The sequence below is a fragment of the Saccharothrix australiensis genome (assembly GCF_003634935.1).
Classification (GTDB): Bacteria; Actinomycetota; Actinomycetes; order Mycobacteriales; family Pseudonocardiaceae; genus Actinosynnema; species Actinosynnema australiense.
The window spans coordinates 7,244,527-7,264,654 of record NZ_RBXO01000001.1; the positions used below are offsets into that span (position 1 = coordinate 7,244,527).

The 20,128-nt window shown below is 73.8% G+C and carries 15 protein-coding genes; 3 read left to right on the forward strand and 12 right to left on the reverse strand.

What is annotated here, in order from left to right; translation table 11 throughout:
• Positions 1–1,052: 1,052 nt before the first annotated feature.
• The 6 genes from hpf to C8E97_RS30840 all read right to left on the reverse strand — a co-directional run bounded on the left by hpf (position 1,053) and on the right by C8E97_RS30840 (position 7,884).
• Positions 1,053–1,751 carry a ribosome hibernation-promoting factor, HPF/YfiA family gene (hpf, locus tag C8E97_RS30815; RefSeq protein WP_121009175.1) on the reverse strand — a complete coding sequence of 233 codons (699 nt, stop codon included), beginning with the start codon at positions 1,749–1,751 and terminating at the stop codon, positions 1,053–1,055.
• Between the two features lie 428 nt (positions 1,752–2,179).
• Complete coding sequence (locus C8E97_RS30820) at positions 2,180–2,818, reverse strand: phosphoribosyltransferase (protein WP_121009177.1); 639 nt, start codon at positions 2,816–2,818, stop codon at positions 2,180–2,182.
• An 85-nt stretch (positions 2,819–2,903) separates the two neighbouring features.
• Positions 2,904–4,637 (reverse strand): LpqB family beta-propeller domain-containing protein, encoded by a 1,734-nt coding sequence (locus tag C8E97_RS30825; protein ID WP_121009179.1) that lies wholly within the window; start codon positions 4,635–4,637, stop codon positions 2,904–2,906.
• Complete coding sequence (gene mtrB, locus C8E97_RS30830; protein ID WP_121009181.1) at positions 4,634–6,367, reverse strand: MtrAB system histidine kinase MtrB; 1,734 nt, start codon at positions 6,365–6,367, stop codon at positions 4,634–4,636. Before mtrB ends, C8E97_RS30825 begins: the two co-directional genes overlap by 4 nt.
• A gap of 10 nt (positions 6,368–6,377) precedes the next feature.
• Positions 6,378–7,055, reverse strand: a complete 678-nt coding sequence (gene mtrA, locus C8E97_RS30835) for an MtrAB system response regulator MtrA (RefSeq protein ID WP_121009184.1) — start codon at positions 7,053–7,055, stop codon at positions 6,378–6,380.
• Between the two features lie 178 nt (positions 7,056–7,233).
• Positions 7,234–7,884 (reverse strand): dTMP kinase, encoded by a 651-nt coding sequence (locus C8E97_RS30840; RefSeq protein WP_121009186.1) that lies wholly within the window; start codon positions 7,882–7,884, stop codon positions 7,234–7,236.
• A 141-nt stretch (positions 7,885–8,025) separates the two neighbouring features.
• Here C8E97_RS30840 and C8E97_RS30845 point away from each other — a divergent pair, with 141 nt between their 5' ends.
• Positions 8,026–8,994, forward strand: coding sequence for a hypothetical protein (locus tag C8E97_RS30845; RefSeq protein WP_121012768.1), 969 nt, complete (start codon positions 8,026–8,028; stop codon positions 8,992–8,994).
• Between the two features lie 540 nt (positions 8,995–9,534).
• Here the strand turns inward: C8E97_RS30845 and ahcY are convergent.
• Positions 9,535–10,998, reverse strand: a complete 1,464-nt coding sequence (ahcY, locus tag C8E97_RS30850) for an adenosylhomocysteinase (RefSeq protein WP_121009188.1) — start codon at positions 10,996–10,998, stop codon at positions 9,535–9,537.
• Between the two features lie 136 nt (positions 10,999–11,134).
• On the opposite strand from ahcY, the gene C8E97_RS30855 reads away from it, so the two are divergent.
• Positions 11,135–13,618, forward strand: a complete 2,484-nt coding sequence (locus tag C8E97_RS30855) for a hypothetical protein (RefSeq protein WP_211347166.1) — start codon at positions 11,135–11,137, stop codon at positions 13,616–13,618.
• Between the two features lie 25 nt (positions 13,619–13,643).
• On the opposite strand, the gene C8E97_RS30860 is transcribed toward C8E97_RS30855, so the two are convergent.
• The gene (locus C8E97_RS30860) at positions 13,644–14,909 is read right to left on the reverse strand and encodes a glutamate mutase L (protein ID WP_121009190.1); all 1,266 of its coding nucleotides are present in this window, start codon (positions 14,907–14,909) and stop codon (positions 13,644–13,646) included.
• A 101-nt stretch (positions 14,910–15,010) separates the two neighbouring features.
• Between C8E97_RS30860 and C8E97_RS30865 the strand changes: the two genes are divergently transcribed.
• Positions 15,011–16,534, forward strand: a complete 1,524-nt coding sequence (locus C8E97_RS30865) for an amino acid permease (RefSeq protein ID WP_121009192.1) — start codon at positions 15,011–15,013, stop codon at positions 16,532–16,534.
• Between the two features lie 94 nt (positions 16,535–16,628).
• On the opposite strand, the gene C8E97_RS30870 is transcribed toward C8E97_RS30865, so the two are convergent.
• The 4 genes from C8E97_RS30870 to C8E97_RS30885 all read right to left on the reverse strand — a co-directional run bounded on the left by C8E97_RS30870 (position 16,629) and on the right by C8E97_RS30885 (position 20,126).
• The gene (locus tag C8E97_RS30870; RefSeq protein WP_121009194.1) at positions 16,629–17,549 is read right to left on the reverse strand and encodes a cation diffusion facilitator family transporter; all 921 of its coding nucleotides are present in this window, start codon (positions 17,547–17,549) and stop codon (positions 16,629–16,631) included.
• Positions 17,550–17,620: 71 nt separating this feature from the next.
• Positions 17,621–18,832, reverse strand: coding sequence for a mannose-6-phosphate isomerase, class I (gene manA, locus C8E97_RS30875; protein WP_121009196.1), 1,212 nt, complete (start codon positions 18,830–18,832; stop codon positions 17,621–17,623).
• 13 nt (positions 18,833–18,845) lie between these two features.
• Entirely contained in the window at positions 18,846–19,922 is a 1,077-nt protein-coding gene (locus C8E97_RS30880) for an SIS domain-containing protein (RefSeq protein WP_121009198.1), read from the reverse strand.
• A gap of 6 nt (positions 19,923–19,928) precedes the next feature.
• The gene (locus tag C8E97_RS30885; protein ID WP_121012770.1) at positions 19,929–20,126 is read right to left on the reverse strand and encodes a Trm112 family protein; all 198 of its coding nucleotides are present in this window, start codon (positions 20,124–20,126) and stop codon (positions 19,929–19,931) included.
• Positions 20,127–20,128 lie beyond the last annotated feature (2 nt).

A 20,128-nucleotide genomic window follows, 5' to 3' on the forward strand; every position in this document is an offset into this window, starting at 1 on the left:
GCCAACACCACCCGCCATCGTAGGCAAGTCGTGAAGGTGTGTGCACAGACACAGGTAGGAACTGGTGCGGATGACCGGGTCACCGGCGTGGTGGACGTGGTGCGGACCACTGCGGTCCGCGCGTGTCGCCGGGTGCGCGGGTCGGGGCTGGTGATCCACTGCGCCGCGTTCCGCCGGGGTGGTCGCCCTGGGGGTGGTGGGGGTCCGTGCGGGGTTGAGGCGGGGGCGGCGGGTTGTGGCGGGGCGTGGCGGCGGGGTGGTGCGGGCTGTGGGAAGGGTGGTGCGGGCTGTGGCGGGAGCGGCGCGGGCTGTGGTGGGAGCGGCGCGGCTTGTCGTTTCCGCTCGAAGGTGTGATGTGTGGCCCACGGCCGGCGGCGGGTCGTGTCGGGCCCGCTGCTGCTGTTGATCGGCTGGTGGTCGCTCGTGACCAGGGCGTACCCGGCTTTTCACGACTCCGAGGACGGTGGGCTGCCGGGTGTTGCGCGGGCTGCCGTCCCCGGCGGAAGGCTGTTCCCGATGATGTGGTCCCGTTGCTCGGTGTTCCCGGCTTGAGCCAGGACCTGCGTGCTTCGGCGAGCGTTGAGTCCGTGGTTGCCCGTCTGCCGTCGAGCTGCGTATTGCGCGCGCGGTCGTTGTGTCGGGGTGGAGTGGCCTTGGCGGCCAGGCCCGCGAGGCCGGGATGGAGCTGTCGCTGCCTGGGTTGGCCGGCGGCTGCCGATGTCTGCGCTGGTGCCGATGTCTGCGCTGGTGCTGATGTTGCGCTGGGCACGTGTCCGGCGGTGGGCTGTCCATGCGCCGGTTTGGCGGCTGGTGGCGTCGCTCTGGCGGCGGCCCTGCGGCGCGCCGTGGCGGCCTGCGCTGCCTGTGCTGGGCGGGCCGGCCGCCCTCGCGGCCGGGTCCTGTGTTGGGCGGGGCGGCCGGCGCTGTGCCGAGCGGGGCTGCGCGGGTGGGGTGCGGATGGGGTGCGGAGGTGGTGGGCGTTGTGGTTCCCGGCACGGCCCCCGGCGCGCAGAGGACGCCGGGGGTCGCGGAGGTGTCGGGGGCCGGCTCCCTCAGGCCAGCCGGATCACGCCGTAGTCGAATCCCTTCCGGCGGTAGACGACGCTCGGGCGTCCGCAGTCGGCGTCCGCGAACAGGTAGAAGTCGTGGCCGACCAGCTCCATCTCGTAGAGGGCCTGGTCGACGGTCATCGGCTTGGCCGCGTGCTCCTTCTCGCGCACGATCCGGCCGGGCAGGTTGTCCTCGATCTCCTCGTCCCAGCGTTGCTGCGCGGGCACTTCCGCCATGCCCCCGTAGGCCGCCTCGGGCTCGTTCTCGGCTTCCAGGACCGCCGTGTGGCCCAGCCACATCCCCTGCGCTTGTCCGTCCTGGTCGGTGCGGGTCGGCGCGACCGACGCGCCCAGTCCGCTGGTCGCCTCCGCGACCGAAGTCGGACCCCGGCGCCCGTGGTGCACCCGCCGGCGGTCATGCGAGCGGCGCAGTCGGCTCTCCAGCTTGGCTACCGCGGCGTCCAGGGCGGCGTAGAAGTCGCCCGCGCACGCTTCCGACCGGATTACCGGGCCCCTGCCCTTGCCCGTGATCTCCACGCGCTGGCAGTTCTTCGACTGCCTCCGGTTCGGCTCGTGGAACAGCTCCACGTCGAAGCGGATGACCTTCCGGTCGTATCGTTCGAGCCTGGCCAGCTTCTCACCGACGTGCACCCGGTAGTGATCGGGCACCTCGACGTTGCGGCCCTTAACGACGATGTCCATACACGACCTCCCTCGCGTTGCTGCGAGCTATGGCATTGGATCGCTGCGCACCGGTCCCGCGATCGCCTTCGCGGTTCGTCGCCGAGAGTTGTCCTCAGCGCTCCACCGGCGCCAGGGTCATGGGCTGTTCGCCTCCTCCCCGCGTGCCGGGAACGCTGATAGCGGTGCACGTTAGCCCGGTATTCGCCGCTGCGACAGCCCCCGAGGCGGGGGATCTCCATGATTTTCCGGTCGTGACGCTCAGCGACGGCGACGCGGCGCCGGCCGCGCCCCGAGCGGGCGGGCCGGCCTGACGCCGCGGCACCGGCTCACCCGGACGGCCGCGCCACCAGCCGACATCCGTCGGCACGGCGACTGCGGCGAACGGCCTGCGCACGCGGGTCATATCCGGCCAACGGCCGAACGCCCCGCGAGGTTCCCGCCCGAAATCACCCGTCCGGGTGGGCTCGGTACGCCGTCGTCAGCGTCAGGACGGCGGTTACCCCGTACCCGCCCGCTTTCAACGCCGAAACGCACGCCGACGTCGTCGCACCCGTCGTGACCACGTCGTCCAGCACCACGACCGGCGATCCCGGCGGCGGCAACCCGCACCGCACCAGCCGCACGCGGCCCGCCAGGTTCGCCCTCCTGGCCGCCGCGTCGAGCCCGACCGACTCCCCGACACCCGGCCCGAACGCCAGCGCGGGGGCCACCGCGAGGCCCGCGGCCCGCGCTGCTCCCACCAGGTGGGAACCACCGCGCCGGCGCGCGGCCGCGCGGCGTGACGGCGCGGGCACCAACCACGCATTGCCGGCGCCGCCCGGATACGCGACCGGAAGGGCGGGCACGGCCGCCGCCAACAACGCACCGAACACGCGGGCGAGGTCTCGCCGCCCGCGCTCTTTGAACGCGAGCACGAGTTCCCGAGCCGCGCCCGCGTAATCCGCCAACGCGAACAACGGCGGGCCTTTGCCGGGCACGCGGACCCGCCTCGGCGGGCCGAACGACGAGAGGCAGCGCGCGCAGCAGCTCGTGCCCTCGGCACGACAGCCCGCGCAACGGGGTGGGAACAGCAGGTTGATCAGCACGTGATCGAGCTTGCCGGCGGGGTCTGACGATTTTCGCGTGCGGCGGGGTCGGAACTGAGGGCGCTCCCCTGGAGCTTCTCAGGTTTCAGCCGGGGTAGAAAGCCTGCGCGGTCGAATCCACCTTCACCGCGCTCGCCCGCCACACGTCCCCGACGTCCGCCGCGCTCCACAGCCCGCTCTGGTCGACGGCCACCACGTTGCGCCCCGGCGCGGCGCTCACCGAGTTCACCGGCACCGTCAGGTTCGACGTGTTGTAGCGCTCGATCCGGAGCCCGTCGATGTTGACCTTCGCGATCGGCCACGCCGCCAGCGACGTGCTCGCCACCAGCACGTCCTGCGCCAGCCAGTCCACCGAGAGCGCCGAGGTGCCCAGCACGGACGGGTGGAGGTTGCGCGGCAGCCGCAGCGACACCGAGTCCGTCCCGCGCACCACCGCCGCCACCACCAGCCGCCCGCCGACCACCGCCGCGACCCGCGTGCCGTCCCGCGACAGCCGCAGCTCGGTGATGCTGCCGAACAGGGTCAGCTCGGAGGCGTTCACCACGTTCGCCGTCCACCCGGCGTCGGTCCGGACGACGCGGACCACGTTCGCGCCGTCGACCACGGTCCAGACCTCGGTGCTCGGCTCACCCGCCCGCCCGCTGAGCAGCCACGACGGCCTGGTCAGCGTCGACGCGGGCAGGTCGACGGCCGCCAGCGGCTCCTCCAGGTCGCCCACCCGCAGCCGCACCGACTTCGCGTCCACCCGGCTGACGACGGCCAGCTCCGTGCCGTCCAGCGACTGCGCGGCGCTGACCACCTGGTACTCGCCGGTGCCCGCCGGACCCCTCACCGGCTCGCCGCCGACCAGCCGCCGCACCTGGCCGCCGCTGGCCACCAGGCCGCTCTGGTCGGCGTCCGGCGTGATGAGGGCTTCACCGGACTGCACGTCGGCGGGCCGCCACTCGGCCTGGTCGGTCGAGATGGGCGCGCCCTCGACGAGGATGCGGATGCGGCTGCTGGTCACGCCCGCCAGCGACTTCACCACCTGCGCCACGATCAGCTTGCGCGCCTGCGCGGTGAGGTCGCCGACCTTGGTCAGGTCGACCTCCAGCGCGCCGTCGTCGGCCTCGTGGGTGTCCTTGCGCTGCGCCGCGCCGTTCGGGATGGCCGTCGCCAGCGCGCCCCGCAGGCCCGAGCCGGGTCCCTTGAGCAGCAGCTCCGTGACGCGGCGCGGGATCGACGTGGACGGCGGCACCACCACGTAGCGCGGGTCGGGCACCAGGGCGCCGAAGTCCGGGTTGTAGAAGTAGAGGGTGACCCGGCGGTAGTTGCCCTGGAACCCGACGAGCGGCACGTAGATGCCCTTGGGCGGGTCCGAGATGCGCCACTCGCCGTCCTGGTCGGCCTTGATGCCGATGGGCGCGGTGAGGGTGCCCACGCGCTCCACGAACGAGTTGTCGGGCTCCAGCGAGCCGACGTTCCTGCCCTGGAGCAGGACCGTCCGGTGCTTGTCGTCGGACGACAGGTCGCCGCCGGTCGGGACCGTGTTGAAGGTCGTGTCGATGATGGTCGGCGCGACCTTGGTGTCCCAGCTCTGCCTGGCCTCCTCGGTGAGGTACGCCTTGGCGGCGGCGTAGTCGCCCTCCGGGTTGGCCGAGGCGTTGACGAACTCGCGGACCAGGCTCAGCGGGTCGATGCCCTTGGCCGGCTTGGGCGCGGCGGCCTCGGTCGCGCTGCCCGCCGACGGGTTCACCGGGATCGCCGACGTCCTGGTGGGTATCGCGGCGCAGCCCGTCAGGGCGAGCACGCTCGCGAGCACCGCTGCCAGCCGCTTCACCGAACCTCCTCGCGATCGCCCGCCACCGGCTCGGCGGGCTGCCAGGTGATCTCCTCCTCGGTCAGCTCCACCTCCTCGGCGGCGGGCTCCTCGGCCGCCGGTTCCGGCTCCGCCACCACGGCGGGCAGGTCGGGCGGCTCCAGCGGCAGCGGGCTGGCGGTCAGCTCGTGCCCGTGCCGGCAGGGCAGGGTCAGCCGGAACACCGCCCCGTACCCGCGCTCGCCCCACGCCTCCAGCCAGCCGCCGTGCAGCCGGGCGTCCTCCAGGCTGATCGACAGGCCCAGCCCGGTGCCGCCGGTGCGCCGGTTGCGCGACGGGTCGGCCCGCCAGAACCGGTTGAACACCAGGTCCGCCTCGCCGGGCCGCAGGCCGACGCCCCGGTCCCGCACGGTCACGGCCACCGCGTCGTCGTCGCCGCGCAGCGTCAGCTCCACCGGCAGGCCCTCGCCGTGGTCGATGGCGTTGGCGAGCAGGTTGCGCAGGATGCGCTCCACCCGCCGCGAGTCCAGCTCGGCGGTCACCTCGTGGTCGGGCAGGTCCATCACGATCTCGGTGCCGCTGCTGTTGGCGATGGCCCGCACCGAGTCGTGCGCGCGGCGCGCGAGGACGCGGATGTCCACCAGCTCGGCGGCCAGCTCCTCCACGCCCGCGTCCAGGCGGCTGATCTCCAGCAGGTCGCCGAGCAGCGACTCGAACCGGTCCAGCTCGTCCACCAGCAGCTCGGTGGAGCGGGCCAGGCCGCTCGGGAACTGCTCGCGGGACGCGTGCAGCACGTCCGCCGCCATCCGCACCGTCGTCAGCGGCGTGCGCAGCTCGTGCGACACGTCGGAGGTGAACCGGCGCTGGAGCTGGCCGAACTCCTCAAGCTGGTGGATCTGCCGCTGGATGCTGGCGGCCATCTCGTTGTACGACTCGGCGAGCCGCGCCACGTCGTCCTCGCCGACCACGGGCATCCGCTCGTCCAGGCTGCCGTCGGCGAACCGCTCCGCGATCTCGGCGGCCTGCCGCACCGGGCGCACGACCTGCCGCGTCACCAGGTTCGCGATCACCGCGAGCAGCAGGAGCAGCACCAGGCCGCCGACGACCAGCGTCGACTGCACGACCTCGGCGGTGGCCTGCTCGCCGGTCAGCGGGAACAGCAGGTACAGGTGCATGGCGCGGGCCGAGCTGTTCACCAGCTTGCCCACCACCAACAGGGTGGTGCTGCCGGTGCTGCGCTCGACGGTGACGATCTGGTAGCCCGCGCTGCCCCGTTCGAGCAGCTTGGTCAGGCCCTCCGGGACGTCCTGCCACGGACCGACGGCGGTCGGCAGCCCGTCCGCGCCGACGCCCGCCGGGTCCAGCAGCACCGGCTCGAACGCGCCCGCGCCGGACGACGTCGCGTCCAGCCCCGACCCGGCCGCGTTGATCTTGTTCAGCGCGGCGGTGAACCGGGACTTCACGCTGTCCGGGCCGGGGTTCAGCCCGGACAGGTCCGGCTGCACGGCCGCCGCGCTCGCCTCCGCCTGCCGGATCGCCGCGTCGGTCTTGGTCTCCAGCAGCTGGCCGGTGATCTGCACCTGGAGCACCATGCCCAGCACGAACACCACGGCGGAGGACAGCGCGAGCGTGCTGACCACGACCCGCAGCTGGAGGGACCGCCGCCACAGCTCGCCGAACGCGGCGGCGCCGCGCCGCGCGCCCTCGACCCCGCGGCGCAGTTCGCGGACCGCGGAATCAAGCGCGCTCATCGGGCACCGATCACGGAGGACCCGCCTTGTACCCGACGCCGCGGACGGTCAGCACCACCTCGGGGTGCTCCGGGTCGCGCTCGACCTTGGAGCGCAGGCGCTGCACGTGGACGTTCACCAGCCGGGTGTCCGCCGCGTGCCGGTAGCCCCACACCTGCTCCAGCAGCACCTCGCGGGTGAACACCTGGCGCGGCTTGCGGGCCAGCGCCACCAGCAGGTCGAACTCCAGCGGGGTGAGCTGGATCGGCCTGCCCTCGCGCAGCACCTCGTGACCGGGCACGTCGATGGTCAGGTCCCCGATCTGGAGCACCTCGGCGGGCTCGGCCTCGGTGCGGCGCAGGCGGGCGCGGATGCGCGCCACCAGCTCCTTCGGCTTGAACGGCTTGACCACGTAGTCGTCCGCGCCGGACTCCAGGCCCAGCACCACGTCCACGGTGTCGCTCTTCGCGGTGAGCATGACGATCGGGACGCCCGACTCCGAGCGGATCGCCTTGCACACGTCGATGCCGTTCATGCCGGGCAGCATGAGGTCGAGCAGGACCAGGTCCGGTTTCAACTCGCGGAGCGCGGGCAGCGCGCGGGCGCCATCGGCCACCACCGCGGTATCGAAACCCTCGCCCCGCAGCACGATGGTCAGCATCTCCGCCAGAGCGGGGTCGTCGTCCACCACGAGCACGCGTGCCTTCATACCCGACATCGTCCCACTCGCGGTCGGGCCCCCACGCACCACCCGGTGCTCATCACCGCTGGTCGCCGCACGGGTCCGCACGGCCATCGTCCTGGGTCGCCGTTCCACGTGCCCCACCTCGCCTCACCGCGCGCTCCCCGTCAGCGACTCATCGGCCTGGTGGTCACGTTTCGTTACCTCATGGAGTCCAATGGGTGAAATGCCGGTCGAGCAGACCCTCCACCCGCACCTCGGCGGTGCCGTCGACGACCTCCCACGGCGACAGCCAGTGCGCGGCGGCGAGCCCGTCGTACACGGACGCGCAGCGGCCCTGGAGGTCGTCGTCGGACTCGTAGAGGTCCCGCTCGCGCCGCTCGGCGCTCTCCCGGTGGGCGGCCCGGTCCGCCGCGACGGCCCTCGGCACGCGCAGCAGCAGCTGGAGGTCCGGGACGGGCACGCCGAACCGGTCGACCTCGAAGGCGCGCACCCACTCGACGAACGCGCCGTCGGCGCCCTGCCGGAGGCGGGCCGCGCCGTAGGCGGCGTTCGAGGCGACGTACCGGTCGAGCAGGACGACGTCGTGGTCGGCCAGCTCCTGCCGGAGCCGGTCGGCCGCGCCCCGGCGGTCGAGCGCGTAGAGCACCGCCATCCCGTGCACGGAGTCCGTGAGGTCGCCCAGCCTGCCGTGCAGGGCGTCCCGCACGAGATCGGCGTGCACGTCCTCGTCGTACCGGGGGAACGCGCCGGTGGCGACCTTGCGGCCGCGGGCGGTGAGCGCGTCGGTGAGCGCCTTGGCGAGGGTGCGCTTGCCCGCGCCGTCCAGACCCTCGATCACCACGAGTTTTCCCACGCCACCACCCTAAGGGGCGGCGCGAAACCTCGATCGGCGGCATCATGTCGCCCAGTCGGGTGACTGGAGATCTTTCTCTCACCAGATCGAGTGACTACGGTGAACCCCATTTCAGGTCCGTGCGAAAGGGTGGTGGCCGCGGTGACCGCGGATTCCGGACCGGTCGACCATCCGGTGGTCCACCCACCAGCCCTGCCCAGCGCCCTCGCCGAGACCCTGCGCTACGGCCCGTTCCACCGCGCGCTGCACGACGCCATCGCCCACCGGGGGCTGTCCCTGGCGCGGCTGCGGGCGCACCTGGAGCAGCAGGGCGTCCAGGTCGGGCAGTCCACCCTCAGCTACTGGCAGCGGGGCCTGCGCCACCCCGAGGTGCCGCGCGCCATCGCGACCGTGCGCGCGCTGGAGACGGTGCTGCGGCTGCCCGCCGACTCGCTGGTGACGCTCGTCGGCAACCGCCCGCAGCCGAGGCTGCCGCGCCCGGCGTTCACGGAGCTGGCCAACGCGTGGGTGCGGACCGCGCCGCTGCTGGCCGAGTTCGAGGCCGTGCCGGAGAGCGCGCGGGCCAACGCCGACCTCGAAGTGCTGTCCGTGCACGACACCGTGCTCGTCGGGGCGCAGCGCGAGCAGCGCTCCATCAGCACGCGGCTCGTCGTGCGGGCGCTGCGCGGCGGACCCGACCGGTACCTGGCCGTGCACCAGGGCGACGAGGGGTGCACGATCGACAACGCCCTGGTGCGGCCCGCCGAGGGCTGCCGGCAGGGCAGGCTGCGCCGGCAGAGCGCGTCGCGGGGGCTGGCGTTCGAGCTGCTCTTCGACCGGCGGCTGGCGGAGGGCGAGGAGCACGTCTTCGGCTTCACGGTGGTGGACGACACGGGCGGCCCGACCCCCGGCCACCACCGGACGTTCCGCGAACCGTGCCGGGGCTACCTGCTGCAACTGGCGTTCAACCGCCGGGCGCTACCGGCGCGGTGCACCAAGCAGTTCCGCGCGGACGCCAGGGCCATGCCGGTGGACGTGGAGGAGCTGGTGTGCGGGCTGGGCGGGGTGGCCAGCGCGTACTTCACCGACGTCGGTCCGGGCATAGCCGGCATCGGCGTGGAGTGGAGTTGAAGAGCGGGGGTGGGGTGAAGAGGGGGGCGAGCGAGGGTCAGGGGCGAGCGGAGAGCGGGGCGGTTGGGAAGAACAGAAGCGGGTGCGGTTGGGCAGGGCGTAGAGCTGTGTTTAATTTGCCGCTCCTCCGTCGCGGCGGCTCGGCCGCCCTGTGGTCGGGCCGTCGCGCCTGATTTCCCGCCGATCTAAAAGCGTGATCGGCGGGAAATGAGGCGCGACAACCCGACGGCGGCCTCGCGGCGCGGGAACGAGTCGGGGGTGAGGGCGACGACTTGGTCGGGCCAGGGCCGATCCTGCTCCCGCGCCGCGAGGCCGCGTCGGGGTGTCGCGCCTCATTTCTTCGCGATCACGCTTTTCGATCGCGAAGAAATCAGGCGCGATGGCCCGACTTCAGGCGGCCGAGCCGCCGAGGCGAAGCCGAGGCAAATCAAACACAGCTCTAGTCACTGTCTCACCGCTCCCGCTTCGCTCTTCCCCCGCTCCCGCACCGCTCCCGCACCGCTCCCGCTTCGCTCCCCCGCCGCGACGGCGTCGCAGCGATCAGTACCGGTAGTGCTCGGGCTTGTACGGGCCCTCCACGTCCACGTCGATGTACTCCGCCTGGTCCTTCGTCAGCTTGGTGAGCTTGCCGCCCAGCGCCTCCAGGTGGATGCGCGCGACCTTCTCGTCCAGCTTCTTCGGCAGGCGGTACACCTCCTTGTCGTACTCCTGGTGCTTGGTGAACAGCTCGATCTGCGCGATCACCTGGTTGGAGAACGAGTTCGACATCACGAAGCTCGGGTGGCCGGTCGCGTTGCCCAGGTTGAGCAGGCGGCCCTCCGACAGCACCAGGATCGACTTGCCGTCCGGGAACACCCACTCGTCGACCTGCGGCTTGATGTTGATCCGCCGCACACCGGGGTAGCGCTGGAGGCCGGCCATGTCGATCTCGTTGTCGAAGTGGCCGATGTTGCCCACGATCGCCTGGTGCTTCATGGCGGCCATGTGCTCGACGCGCACGACGTCCTTGTTGCCCGTCGTGGTGATGATGATGTCGGCCTTGTCCAGCACGTCCTCCAGCACCTGGACGTCGTAGCCGTCCATCGCCGCCTGGAGCGCGCAGATCGGGTCGATCTCGGTGACGATGATGCGGGCGCCCTGGCCGCGCAGCGACTCCGCCGCGCCCTTGCCGACGTCGCCGTAACCGCAGATGACCGCGACCTTGCCGCCCATCAGGACGTCGGTGCCGCGGTTGATGCCGTCGATCAGCGAGTGGCGGATGCCGTACCGGTTGTCGAACTTCGACTTGGTGACCGCGTCGTTGACGTTGATCGCCGGGAACAGCAGCTGGCCCGCCGCCGCCAGCTGGTACAGCCGCATGACGCCGGTCGTGGTCTCCTCGGTGACGCCGCGGATGCCCTCGGCGATCTTGGTCCACTTGCCCCGGTCGGCCGCGAGGGACGCGCGCAGCGTGTCGAGGACGATCTTCCACTCCTCGGGGTCGTTCTCGTCCGCGGACGGCACGACACCGGCCTTCTCGTACTCCGCGCCCTTGTGCACGAGCAGCGTCGCGTCGCCGCCGTCGTCCAGGATCATGTTGGGGCCGCCGCCGTCCGGCCACGTCAGCATCGACTCGGCGGTCCACCAGTACTCCTCCAGCGTCTCGCCCTTCCAGGCGAACACCGGCACGCCCTTCGGCTCCTCCACGGTGCCGTGCGGGCCCACGACGACCGCGGCCGCGGCGTGGTCCTGCGTCGAGAAGATGTTGCACGACGCCCAGCGGACCTCGGCGCCGAGCGACACCAGCGTCTCGATCAGCACGGCGGTCTGCACGGTCATGTGCAGCGAGCCGGAGATCCGGGCCCCCTTCAGCGGGTACGCCCCGGAGTACTCGCGCCGCAGCGCCATCAGGCCCGGCATCTCGTGCTCGGCCAGGCGGATCTCCTTGCGGCCGAACTCAGCCAGGGAGAGGTCGGCGACGGCGAAATCGATGCCGTTGCGGTTCTGGAGCCTCTCGGCGGTCATCGCGGGTTCCTCCAAATTCGGGGTTCGACCGACCCTACCGCCCGCCACGCCGGTGGGCTCGGGTCGACGGCGACTGGGCAGTCATGCCCCACTATGGCTTGGCCGACGTGAGTCTCGCTGGAGGATTTTCGTGCTGATGCCCGGCCCCGACACGCGGGTCGTCGAACTGCGGGTGCACGGTGTCCAGGGCACGACGCCGCAGTCACTGGTGGACGCGGTCGCCGCGGTGGACGTGGCGGGCGACGGCCTGGGGCGCGTGGTGCGCCCGGCCGACCGACTTCGCAGACCCGCACCGGGTCCGGTGCTCCAGGCGAACGGCCGGCCGGTGTCGCGCGTGGTCGAGGGTTACGTGTGGGGCCGCATGACCTCCGGCGGCTGGGCGAAGGCGACGTGGGCGCTGCTGTTCCCGTTCTCGCTGGCGAACGTGGCGCACTGGATGCTGCCGCCGACGCCGTCCGGCTCCGTGCCCGCGCACCTGCTGGGCGCCTGCCTGCGCGCGCTGCTGCGGCTCGCGGCGCTGCTGCTGACCGTGCTGCTGGTGGCGCAGCTCGCGGTGATCAGCCTGGACCTGGTGGCGAGCCAGTGCCTCGCGCCGGGGTCGCCGTGCCTGGGCGGTCCGTCGTGGCCGGCGGAGGTCCCGTGGGTGCGGTCGGTGTCGGGGATGACGCCGATCGCCTTGCTGCTGCTGGTGCTGCACCGGGTGTCGAGCGTCGACTGGCGGATCGAGCGGAAGGCCGTGCCCGCGTCCTCCGACGGCGCGTCGGGGCTGCCCGGCGCGCACGTGGCGACGGACCCGGACACGCCCGCGTTGCGCGTGCTGCACCTGGTGGCGGGCCTGGGCACGGCGGTGGTGCTCGCGCTGGGCGGTCCGCGCGGACCGCTGCTCGCGCCCGGAGCGCACGGCGTGGCGCTGACCGCGGCGTGGGTGCTGGGCGTCGCGCTGGTGGGCTGCGCGGCGCTGGCGGCGATGCTGCTGGACGACCCGACCGGCGGCGCGCCGCACCGGGGCGGTCGGTGGCTGCGGGCGGCGCTGGGGCGGCGGCCCCGGCGCGTGCTGCTGACCGGCGCGTGGGTGTTGTTCCTCGTCTCGACGGCGCTGCTGACGCGCCTGCCGGCGCGGCTGCCGGGCGCGGACCTGGCCGTGCAGCTGGTGGCGGCGCTGGTGGCGCTGGTGTGCCTGCTGATCGGGCTGCTGCTGGCGCCCGCCGCGCTGCTGGCCCGCCGGACGTGGCGGGACCAGCCGCGGGCGCTGCGGCCGTGGGCGGGCGGCTGGATGGCCGCGCCCGTGGTGGCGATCGCGGCGCTGCTGGGCGGCGGCTTCGGCGCCGGGGTGGCGCTGGCGCTGCGGCGGGCCCTGGGGCACGGCGAGCTGCCGCGCGGGTACGACCACCTCGCGCTGCTGTGGGGCGTGGCCGGCGTGCTGGCGCTCGTCGCCGGGATCGCGATGGCGGCGACGACGGGCGCGGTGCGCTGGAGTTCGCTGCGGCGCGGCGAGGAGTGGGCGCGCGAGGCCGCGCTGCTGCACGCCGGCCGGGCACGCGACCTGCGGCGGGCGGCGCGGGCGTGGTGGTGGGCGCGCTGGGAGCAGCGGCACAGCCACCACGTGGTGCTGGTGGCCGCGGGCGTGCTGGTCGCGGGCGCGGTGCCGGCGACCGTGCTGAGGCTGCGCGGGATCGACCCGCCGGCGTGGGCCCGGCCGCTCACCGGGGTCGGGGTGGTGGTGCTGGCGGTGCTGGCGATCGCGCTGCTGCGGGCGGTCTACCTGGCGGCGCGGCGGCCGGACAACGCCCGGCAGTTGGGCGTCCTCGCGGACCTGGCGGCGTTCTGGCCGCGCGAGGCGCACCCCGTGGTGCCGCCGTGCTACGCGTTGAAGGTGGTGCCCGAACTGGTGGCGCGGGTGCGGGAGCACCTGGCCGACCCCGGCACGCGGGTGGTGCTGGCCGGGCACTCGCAGGGCAGCCTGCTGGCGGCGGTGGCCGCGGCCCGGCTGCTGGAGGAGCTGCCGCCGGCGGATGCGGCGCGGCTGGGGCTGCTGACGGCCGGTTCGCAGTTGCAGTGGGCGTACCCGCGCGCGTTCCCGGCGGTGGTGCCGCACAGCTCGCTGGCGGCGCTCGCGGGCGGGTTGGCCGGTCGCTGGCGCGCGCTGTGCCGGGGCACGGACCCGCTGGGCGGCGCGGTGACGACGTGGGACCGGCAGGTGTTCGACGGGATGCTGCTGGGCACCGGCTTCCTGCCGGACGGCACGACCGGGGCGCTGCCGCCCGCCTCGCGCGGGCCCACCGGCGCGCTGGTGCTGGGTGGCGACCACTGGCTGCCGGACCCGCAGCACGGGCCGTTCCCCGGACGGCGGTGGGCGGCGGGCGTGAACCGGCACGCGGACTACACCTCCGACCCGGAGTGGGACCGGGCGGTGGCGATCGCGGCGGGGCTGGAGGGCGTGACGACGGCCGCGCCGCCGCCCGGCCCGGTGCTGCCGGTCGCGCGCCGGGGCCCGGTCGTGGCGACCGGCTTCGAGGCCGGACCGAGGGGCGGCTCCCCGGTCCGGGAACCGGGGCCGGCCGAGCCGCGCACGGGGTCCGGACCGGCCGGACGGGCGGAGGACGCCACCCCGGGCGCGTGAAGGCGCTCGCGGGGCGCGGCCCCCGTCACCCCAGGTGCGCGAGGAGGCGGTCGGCGACCGCCACGCGGCCGGCGCCGGCGAGCAGACCCGCGGGCGCCAGCACGTAGTCCCGGTCCACCACCACGTCCGCCTCCTTCAGCACCGGTCGGAGCAGCGGGTCGGCGCGCAGCAGGCGGACCGCGCCGCCCACGTCGGGCGCGTGGCGGAACACCCCGCCGGACAGCACGAGCCGCCCCGCCCCGCGCGGGCCCAGCCGGCCCGCCACGAGCCGGAGGTGCCTGCGCAGGGCCAGCACCACGGCGAGCCCGGCCAGCCGGAGGTCCACCGCCGGGTCGTCCGCGAGCCACGTCACGTCGGCCGCCCGCCGCGCGGCCTCGCCGCGCAGGGCGTCGGCCTCCGCCGGGTCCACCAGCCGCTCGGCGACGGCCTCCGCCACCACGCCGGGCGCGGACCACCGCAGGCCCAGGTCCCCCTCGACCGTGCGGCGGTCCGGCGGCAGCGCCACCGCCCGCTCCGCCGCGCCGTCCTCGGCGGACACCGCCGAGTACACGTCCGTGGTGGCCCCGCCGACGTCGACGACCAGCACCGCGCCCTCGTGGTCCCGCGCGGCCAGCCGGGACACGCCGCCCAGCACCGCGTCCGGCGTCACCGCCCGGACCAGCCGGCGGAAACCGGCGCCGCGCGAGAGGCCCTTGCCGCCGATGACGTGGCGCAGGAACACCTCGCGGATCGCGCCGCGGGCCGGGCCGGGCGCGAGTTCGCCGACGTCGGGCAGGACGTTGTCGGTCGGCACGACCGTCCGGCCGGCCAGCAGCGCCACCGCCTCGGCGCGGGCGTCCGCGTTGCCCGCCAGCACGATCGGGCACGCGATCCGGTCGCGGCCCAGCCGGTCCGCGTTGTGCAGCAGCACCGAGCGGTCGCCGCCGTCCGTGCCGCCGACCAGCAGCACCAGGTCCGCCCGCGCCGCGCGCAACGCCCGGACGCCCGCGCCGTCGAGCGGGCCGGACGACACGTGCACGACCCGCGCGCCCGCCGACAGCGCCACCCGGTAGCCGGCCTCGGCGCTGACCAGCCGCTCCTGCCCCACCACCGCGAGCCGCAGGCCGCCGCCCGCCGAGGAGCACGCCAGCACCTCGTCGGCCGCGCCGAGCGCGCGGGACACCTCGGCCACGGCGGCCATCACCTCCGGCGGCGACGTGGGCCGCTGGGCGGTGCCGAGCAGCGCGCCGTCGGCGGACACGAGCGCGCCCTTGGTCCACGTGGAGCCGACGTCCAGGCAGAGCACGGTCATGTCCGGCAAAGTACCCGGAGGTTCCGTCGCCACGACCCGTCGCGGCCCGAACCTCTAGGGTGAGCAGCCGGAACACACGCTCGACGAGGAGGAGAAGCACCGTGCCGGGGAACGGGCTTTGGCGCACGAAATCGATCGAGCAGTCGATCGCGGACACCGACGAGCCGGACACCAGGCTGCGCAAGGACCTGACCGCGTGGGACCTCACGGTCTTCGGCGTCGCGGTGGTGGTCGGCGCGGGCATCTTCACGCTCACCGCGTCCACCGCGGGCAACCTCGCCGGGCCGTCGGTCTCGCTGGCGTTCGTGCTCGCCGCGATCGCCTGCGCGCTGGCCGCGCTCTGCTACGCCGAGTTCGCGTCGACGGTGCCGGTGGCGGGGAGCGCGTACACGTTCTCCTACGCCACGTTCGGCGAGTTCATGGCGTGGATCATCGGGTGGGACCTGGTGCTGGAGTTCGCGGTCGGCGCGGCGGCCGTGGCCAAGGGCTGGTCGGTGTACCTCCAGACCGTCCTGGAGCAGCTCGGGCTGTCGCTGAAGACCACGGCGACCGTGGGCGGCCTGGACGTCGACTGGGGCTCGCTGCTGCTGGTGGCGACGCTCACCGTGCTGCTGGCGCTGGGCACCAAGCTGTCGTCGCGGGTCAGCGCGGTGATCACGGCGGTGAAGGTCGCCGTGGTGCTGCTGGTGATCGTGCTCGGCATCGGCTACATCAACACGGCGAACTACAGCCCGTACATCCCTCCCGCCGAGACGGGCGGCACGACCGGGACCGGCCTTGAGCAGTCGCTGTTCAGCCTGGTCACCGGCTTCTCGGGCAGCACGTACGGCGTGCTGGGCCTGCTGGCGGCGGCGTCGCTGGTGTTCTTCGCGTTCATCGGGTTCGACGTGGTGGCGACGACCGCCGAGGAGACCCGCAACCCGCAGAAGGCCGTGCCGCGCGGCATCCTGGGCTCGCTGGCGATCGTCACCGTGCTGTACGTGAGCGTGTCGCTGGTGATCACCGGGATGCTGCCCTACGACCGGCTCAAGACGCAGCCGGACGGCAGCCGGGCGACGCTCGCGACGGCGTTCTCGGAGAACGGCGTCGACTGGGCGGCGACGGTCATCTCGATCGGCGCGCTGGCCGGTCTGACCACCGTCGTCATGGTGCTGATGCTGGGCCAGTCGCGGGTGCTGTTCGCGATGTCCCGCGACGGCCTGCTGCCGCGCGGCCTCGCGCGGACCGGCAAGCACGGCACGCCGTTCCGGATCACCGTGATCATCGGCGTGCTGGTCGCGATCGCGGCGGGCTTCTTCCCGGCCGGCAAGCTGGAGGAGATGGTCAACGTCGGGACGCTGTTCGCGTTCGTGCTGGTGTCGGCGGGCGTGCTGGTGCTGCGCAGGACCCGGCCGGACCTGCCGCGCGGCTTCCGGGTGCCGCTGGTGCCCCTGGTGCCGGTGCTGGCGATCGTGGCGTGCATCTGGCTGATGCTGAACCTGACCGCGCTCACCTGGGTCCGGTTCCTGGTGTGGATGGCGCTCGGCGTGGTCGTCTACTTCGTCTACAGCCGCCGGAACTCCCTGCTGGGCAAGGAGCACGGTGCCACCGCCGTGCCGGTGGTGAAGCCCGACGAGCGGCCCTGACCCGGTCCGACCGCCGACGCGGAGCGGGGCCCACCTCGACGTCCCGAGGTGGGCCCCGCTCGCTGTTCCGACGGCTCGCGGCTCGTGCCGAGCGCTACGACTTGGCCATGGTCCGGTCCAGGTCGGGCTCCAGGTAGATGAGCCGCGCCGCGGGCACCTTGTTCCGCACCCGCAGCTCGGCGTCGTCGATGGCCCGAGCCACCTCCGCCGCGGGCAGGCCGGGGCTCAGGGCGATCTTCGCGGCCACCAGCAGCTCGTCCGGCCCGATGTACTGGGTGCGGATGTGGATGACGCGCTGCACCTTGCCCGCCGCCAGCTCGTCCACGATCGCGTCCAGCTCCGCCGGCGCCGCGCCCTCGCCGATCAGCAGCGACTTCATCTCCACGATGAGGATGATCGCGATCACGCCGAGCAGCGCGCCGATGCAGATGGTGCCGACGGCGTCCCACACCGGGTCGCCGGTCAGGGTCGACAGGCCGACGCCGAGCAGGGCCAGCACCAGGCCGAACAGCGCGCCGGCGTCCTCCAGCAGCACGACCGGCAGCTCGGGCACCTTCGACTGGCGGATGAACTGCCACCAGGTCGCGTCGCCCTTGATCAGCCTGGACTCGGCGATCGCCGTCTTGAAGCTGTAGCTCTCCAGGCCGATCGCGACCACCAGGATCACCACCGCCACCAGCGGCGACGACAGCGGCTCGTGCGACTCCAGCTTGTGGATGCCCTCGTACAGCGCGAACACCGAACCGAGGCTGAACAGCAGCAGCGCGACCACGAACGAGTAGAAGTACCGGTCGCGGCCGAACCCGAACGGGTGGTTCAGGGTGGCCTTGCGCCGGGACGTCCGCTGACCCAGCAGCAGCAGGCCCTGGTTCGACGTGTCGGCCAGCGAGTGCACCGACTCGGCCAGCATCGACGACGAGCCGGTGATCAGGAAGCCGACGAACTTCGCCAACGCGATCCCGGCGTTGGCGACCAGCGCGGCGATGATCGCCTTGGTACCGCCTCCTGCTGACACGTGTGCTCCCTCGCGCGAAGGTCCGTTCTGGCCGGGTTGACCGGTTCGGGGGTGACCCTAATGCGCCGACCCTAATCCGTTCCGGCGGTTGCCCGGAAAAGGCGCGTCGGCTCGTCGGCGGTGATCACGACCGCCGGGTCGGACGCGGGCAGCCACACCGACCGGCCCCGGTCCACCGCCAGCGAGCCGCCCGCGGCGTCGGACAGCACCGCCCGGCCCTCCGTGACCAGCAGGATCTGCGGTCCGTCGTGGTCGACCACGGCCTCGCCGCCCGGCGGCAGCTCCAGCCGGGACAGCTCGAACTCGGGGCTCGGCGTCGGGTAGGTCCACAGGCCGGGCGCGGTGTTCACCCCGGTCTGCACCGGCATGTCGCCGCACGTGAAGTCCAGCACGCGCATCAGCTCGGGCACGTCGACGTGCTTGGGGGTCAGGCCGCAGCGCAGCACGTTGTCCGAGTTCGCCAGGATCTCCACGCCCGTGCCGTGCAGGTAGGCGTGCAGGTTGCCGGCGGGCAGGTGGATGGCCTCGCCCGGCTTGAGCACCAGGCGGTTGAGTAGCAGCGCCGCGAGCACGCCCGCGTCACCGGGGTACGCCTCGCCCAGCTCCAGGGCGGTGCGGCACTCCAGGTCGAACTCGCCGCGCTCCTTCACGTGCAGCACGCACGCGTCCAGCACCTGCGGCAGCAGGGCGTCCAGCGCGGTCTGCGGCAGCGTGATCAGGGTCGTGAACAGCGCGCGCAGCCCGTTGGCGTCCGGCTGCTCGGCCAGCAGCTCGGTGTACGGGGCGAAGTCCGGGGCCTCCAGCGACCGCAGCAGCGCCACCGTGCGGTGCGGGTCGCGGAACCCGGCCAGCGCGTGGAACTCGGTCAGCGCGCAGATCAGCTCCGGCTTGGCCGACGGGTCCTTGTAGTTGCGCACCGGCGAGTCCACCGGCACGCCCGCCGCCTCCTCGGCGGCGAACCCGAGCGCCGCCTGCCGCGCCGACGGGTGCGCCTGGAGGCTCAGCGGCTCCTCCGCCGCCAGCACCTTGAGCAGGAACGGGAGCCTGCCGCCCCAGCGCTCGGCGCACCGCGCGCCGAGCTGGCCCGCCGGGTCCTCGGCCAGCAGTTCGAGCAGCGAGCGGGAACCGTCCGGCCGGACCACGCGGGACGGGTCGCCGGGGTGCGCGCCCATCCACAGCTCGGCCTCGGGGTGCGGCGCCGGCACCTCCTTCCCGAGCAGCTCGGCGATGGCGGTACGCGATCCCCACGCGTACGCCCGCACCGCGTTGTGCAGCAGTTCCACAGCGAACGTCCCCTCACACGGCCGGCGCGTACAGCCCCGGACCGCCCAGCGTTCCCGCCGCCAGGCCCAGGTACAGCGCGGCCAACTCGAACCGCAGCGCGAGCAGCGCGGAGCACACCGCGTCGCCGCCGGTCACTTCCTCGGCCGGTTCGAGCACGTCGGCTCCCGGCAAGGTCTCCATCGCGGCCCGCCGCGCGTACTCCGCCGACCGGCCCTGGCGCACGGCCAGCAGCAGCACGCGCACCAGTCCCTCCCGCTCGTCGTCCGGGTCGGCGAAGATGTCGGCGCCGGAGGAACCGTGCACCGCCCGCCGGTGCAGCACGGACTTGGTCAACGCCTGCGGGTACCCCGCCACGTCGCTGACCAGTCCCGCGTAGCACGCCAGCACACCGGCGCCGTGCGCGGCGACGGCCGTGGCCGGGTCGTCCAGGCCCCACAGCAGCGGCGTCCGGTCGGCGACCCGCAGGGCCAGCGACTTGGCCGGGTTCACGAACGACTCGTGCATCGGGTGGTCGCGCTCGGCCTCGCGGTCCAGCTCGTCGGCGACCAGCTGCACGTCCACGTCCAGCAGGCGCAGCGCGTTCAGCGCCACCACCCAGGCCGCGAACCCGCGGGCGAACCCGAACCCCCGCGGCACGGGCACGCGCGGCGGGACGAGCAGGGCGTGCCGCGCGGCGGACGCGGCCACCGGGCCGTCCGGCTCGGCGGTCAGCAGCACCCGCGCGCCCCGGCGGGCGGCCCGGTCGACGGCCTCGGCCAGCACCACGTCACCGGCGTCCTCGGTGTGCGCGAGCACCACGTCCAGCGCGCCCACCCAGCCGGGCACGTCGTCGGTCACCACCACCGGCACCGGGCACCCCGGCCCGAGCAGGGCGGTCACCAGCTTCGCCACGGACGGCGCGACGCCGGGGCGGGTCACCAGCACCAGCGCTCGCGGCCGGTCCTGGAACACCCGGCGGACGCCCAGCTCCTCCGCCGCCTCCGCGGTGGCCCTGACCTGCGCGCCCGCTCGCGCGGCGGCGCGCAGCAGGCCGCCCGTGTCGGCGTCGGCGAGACGGGCCTGGTCGTCCAGGAGGCTGTCGTCGAGCACGTGGGCTCACCCCGCCGTCGGCGGGAGGGCCTCGTCCAGCAGGAGCACCGGGATGCCCTCCCGGACCGGGAACGACCGGCCGCACGCCGTGCACGTGAGGAAGTCGGCCTGCGGGTCGTCGGCGGTGCCGGGCCGCAGCGGCGCGTGCTCCGGGCACGGGCAGGCCAGGATCTCCAGCAGCTGTGCGTCGAGTTGGACGACCACGG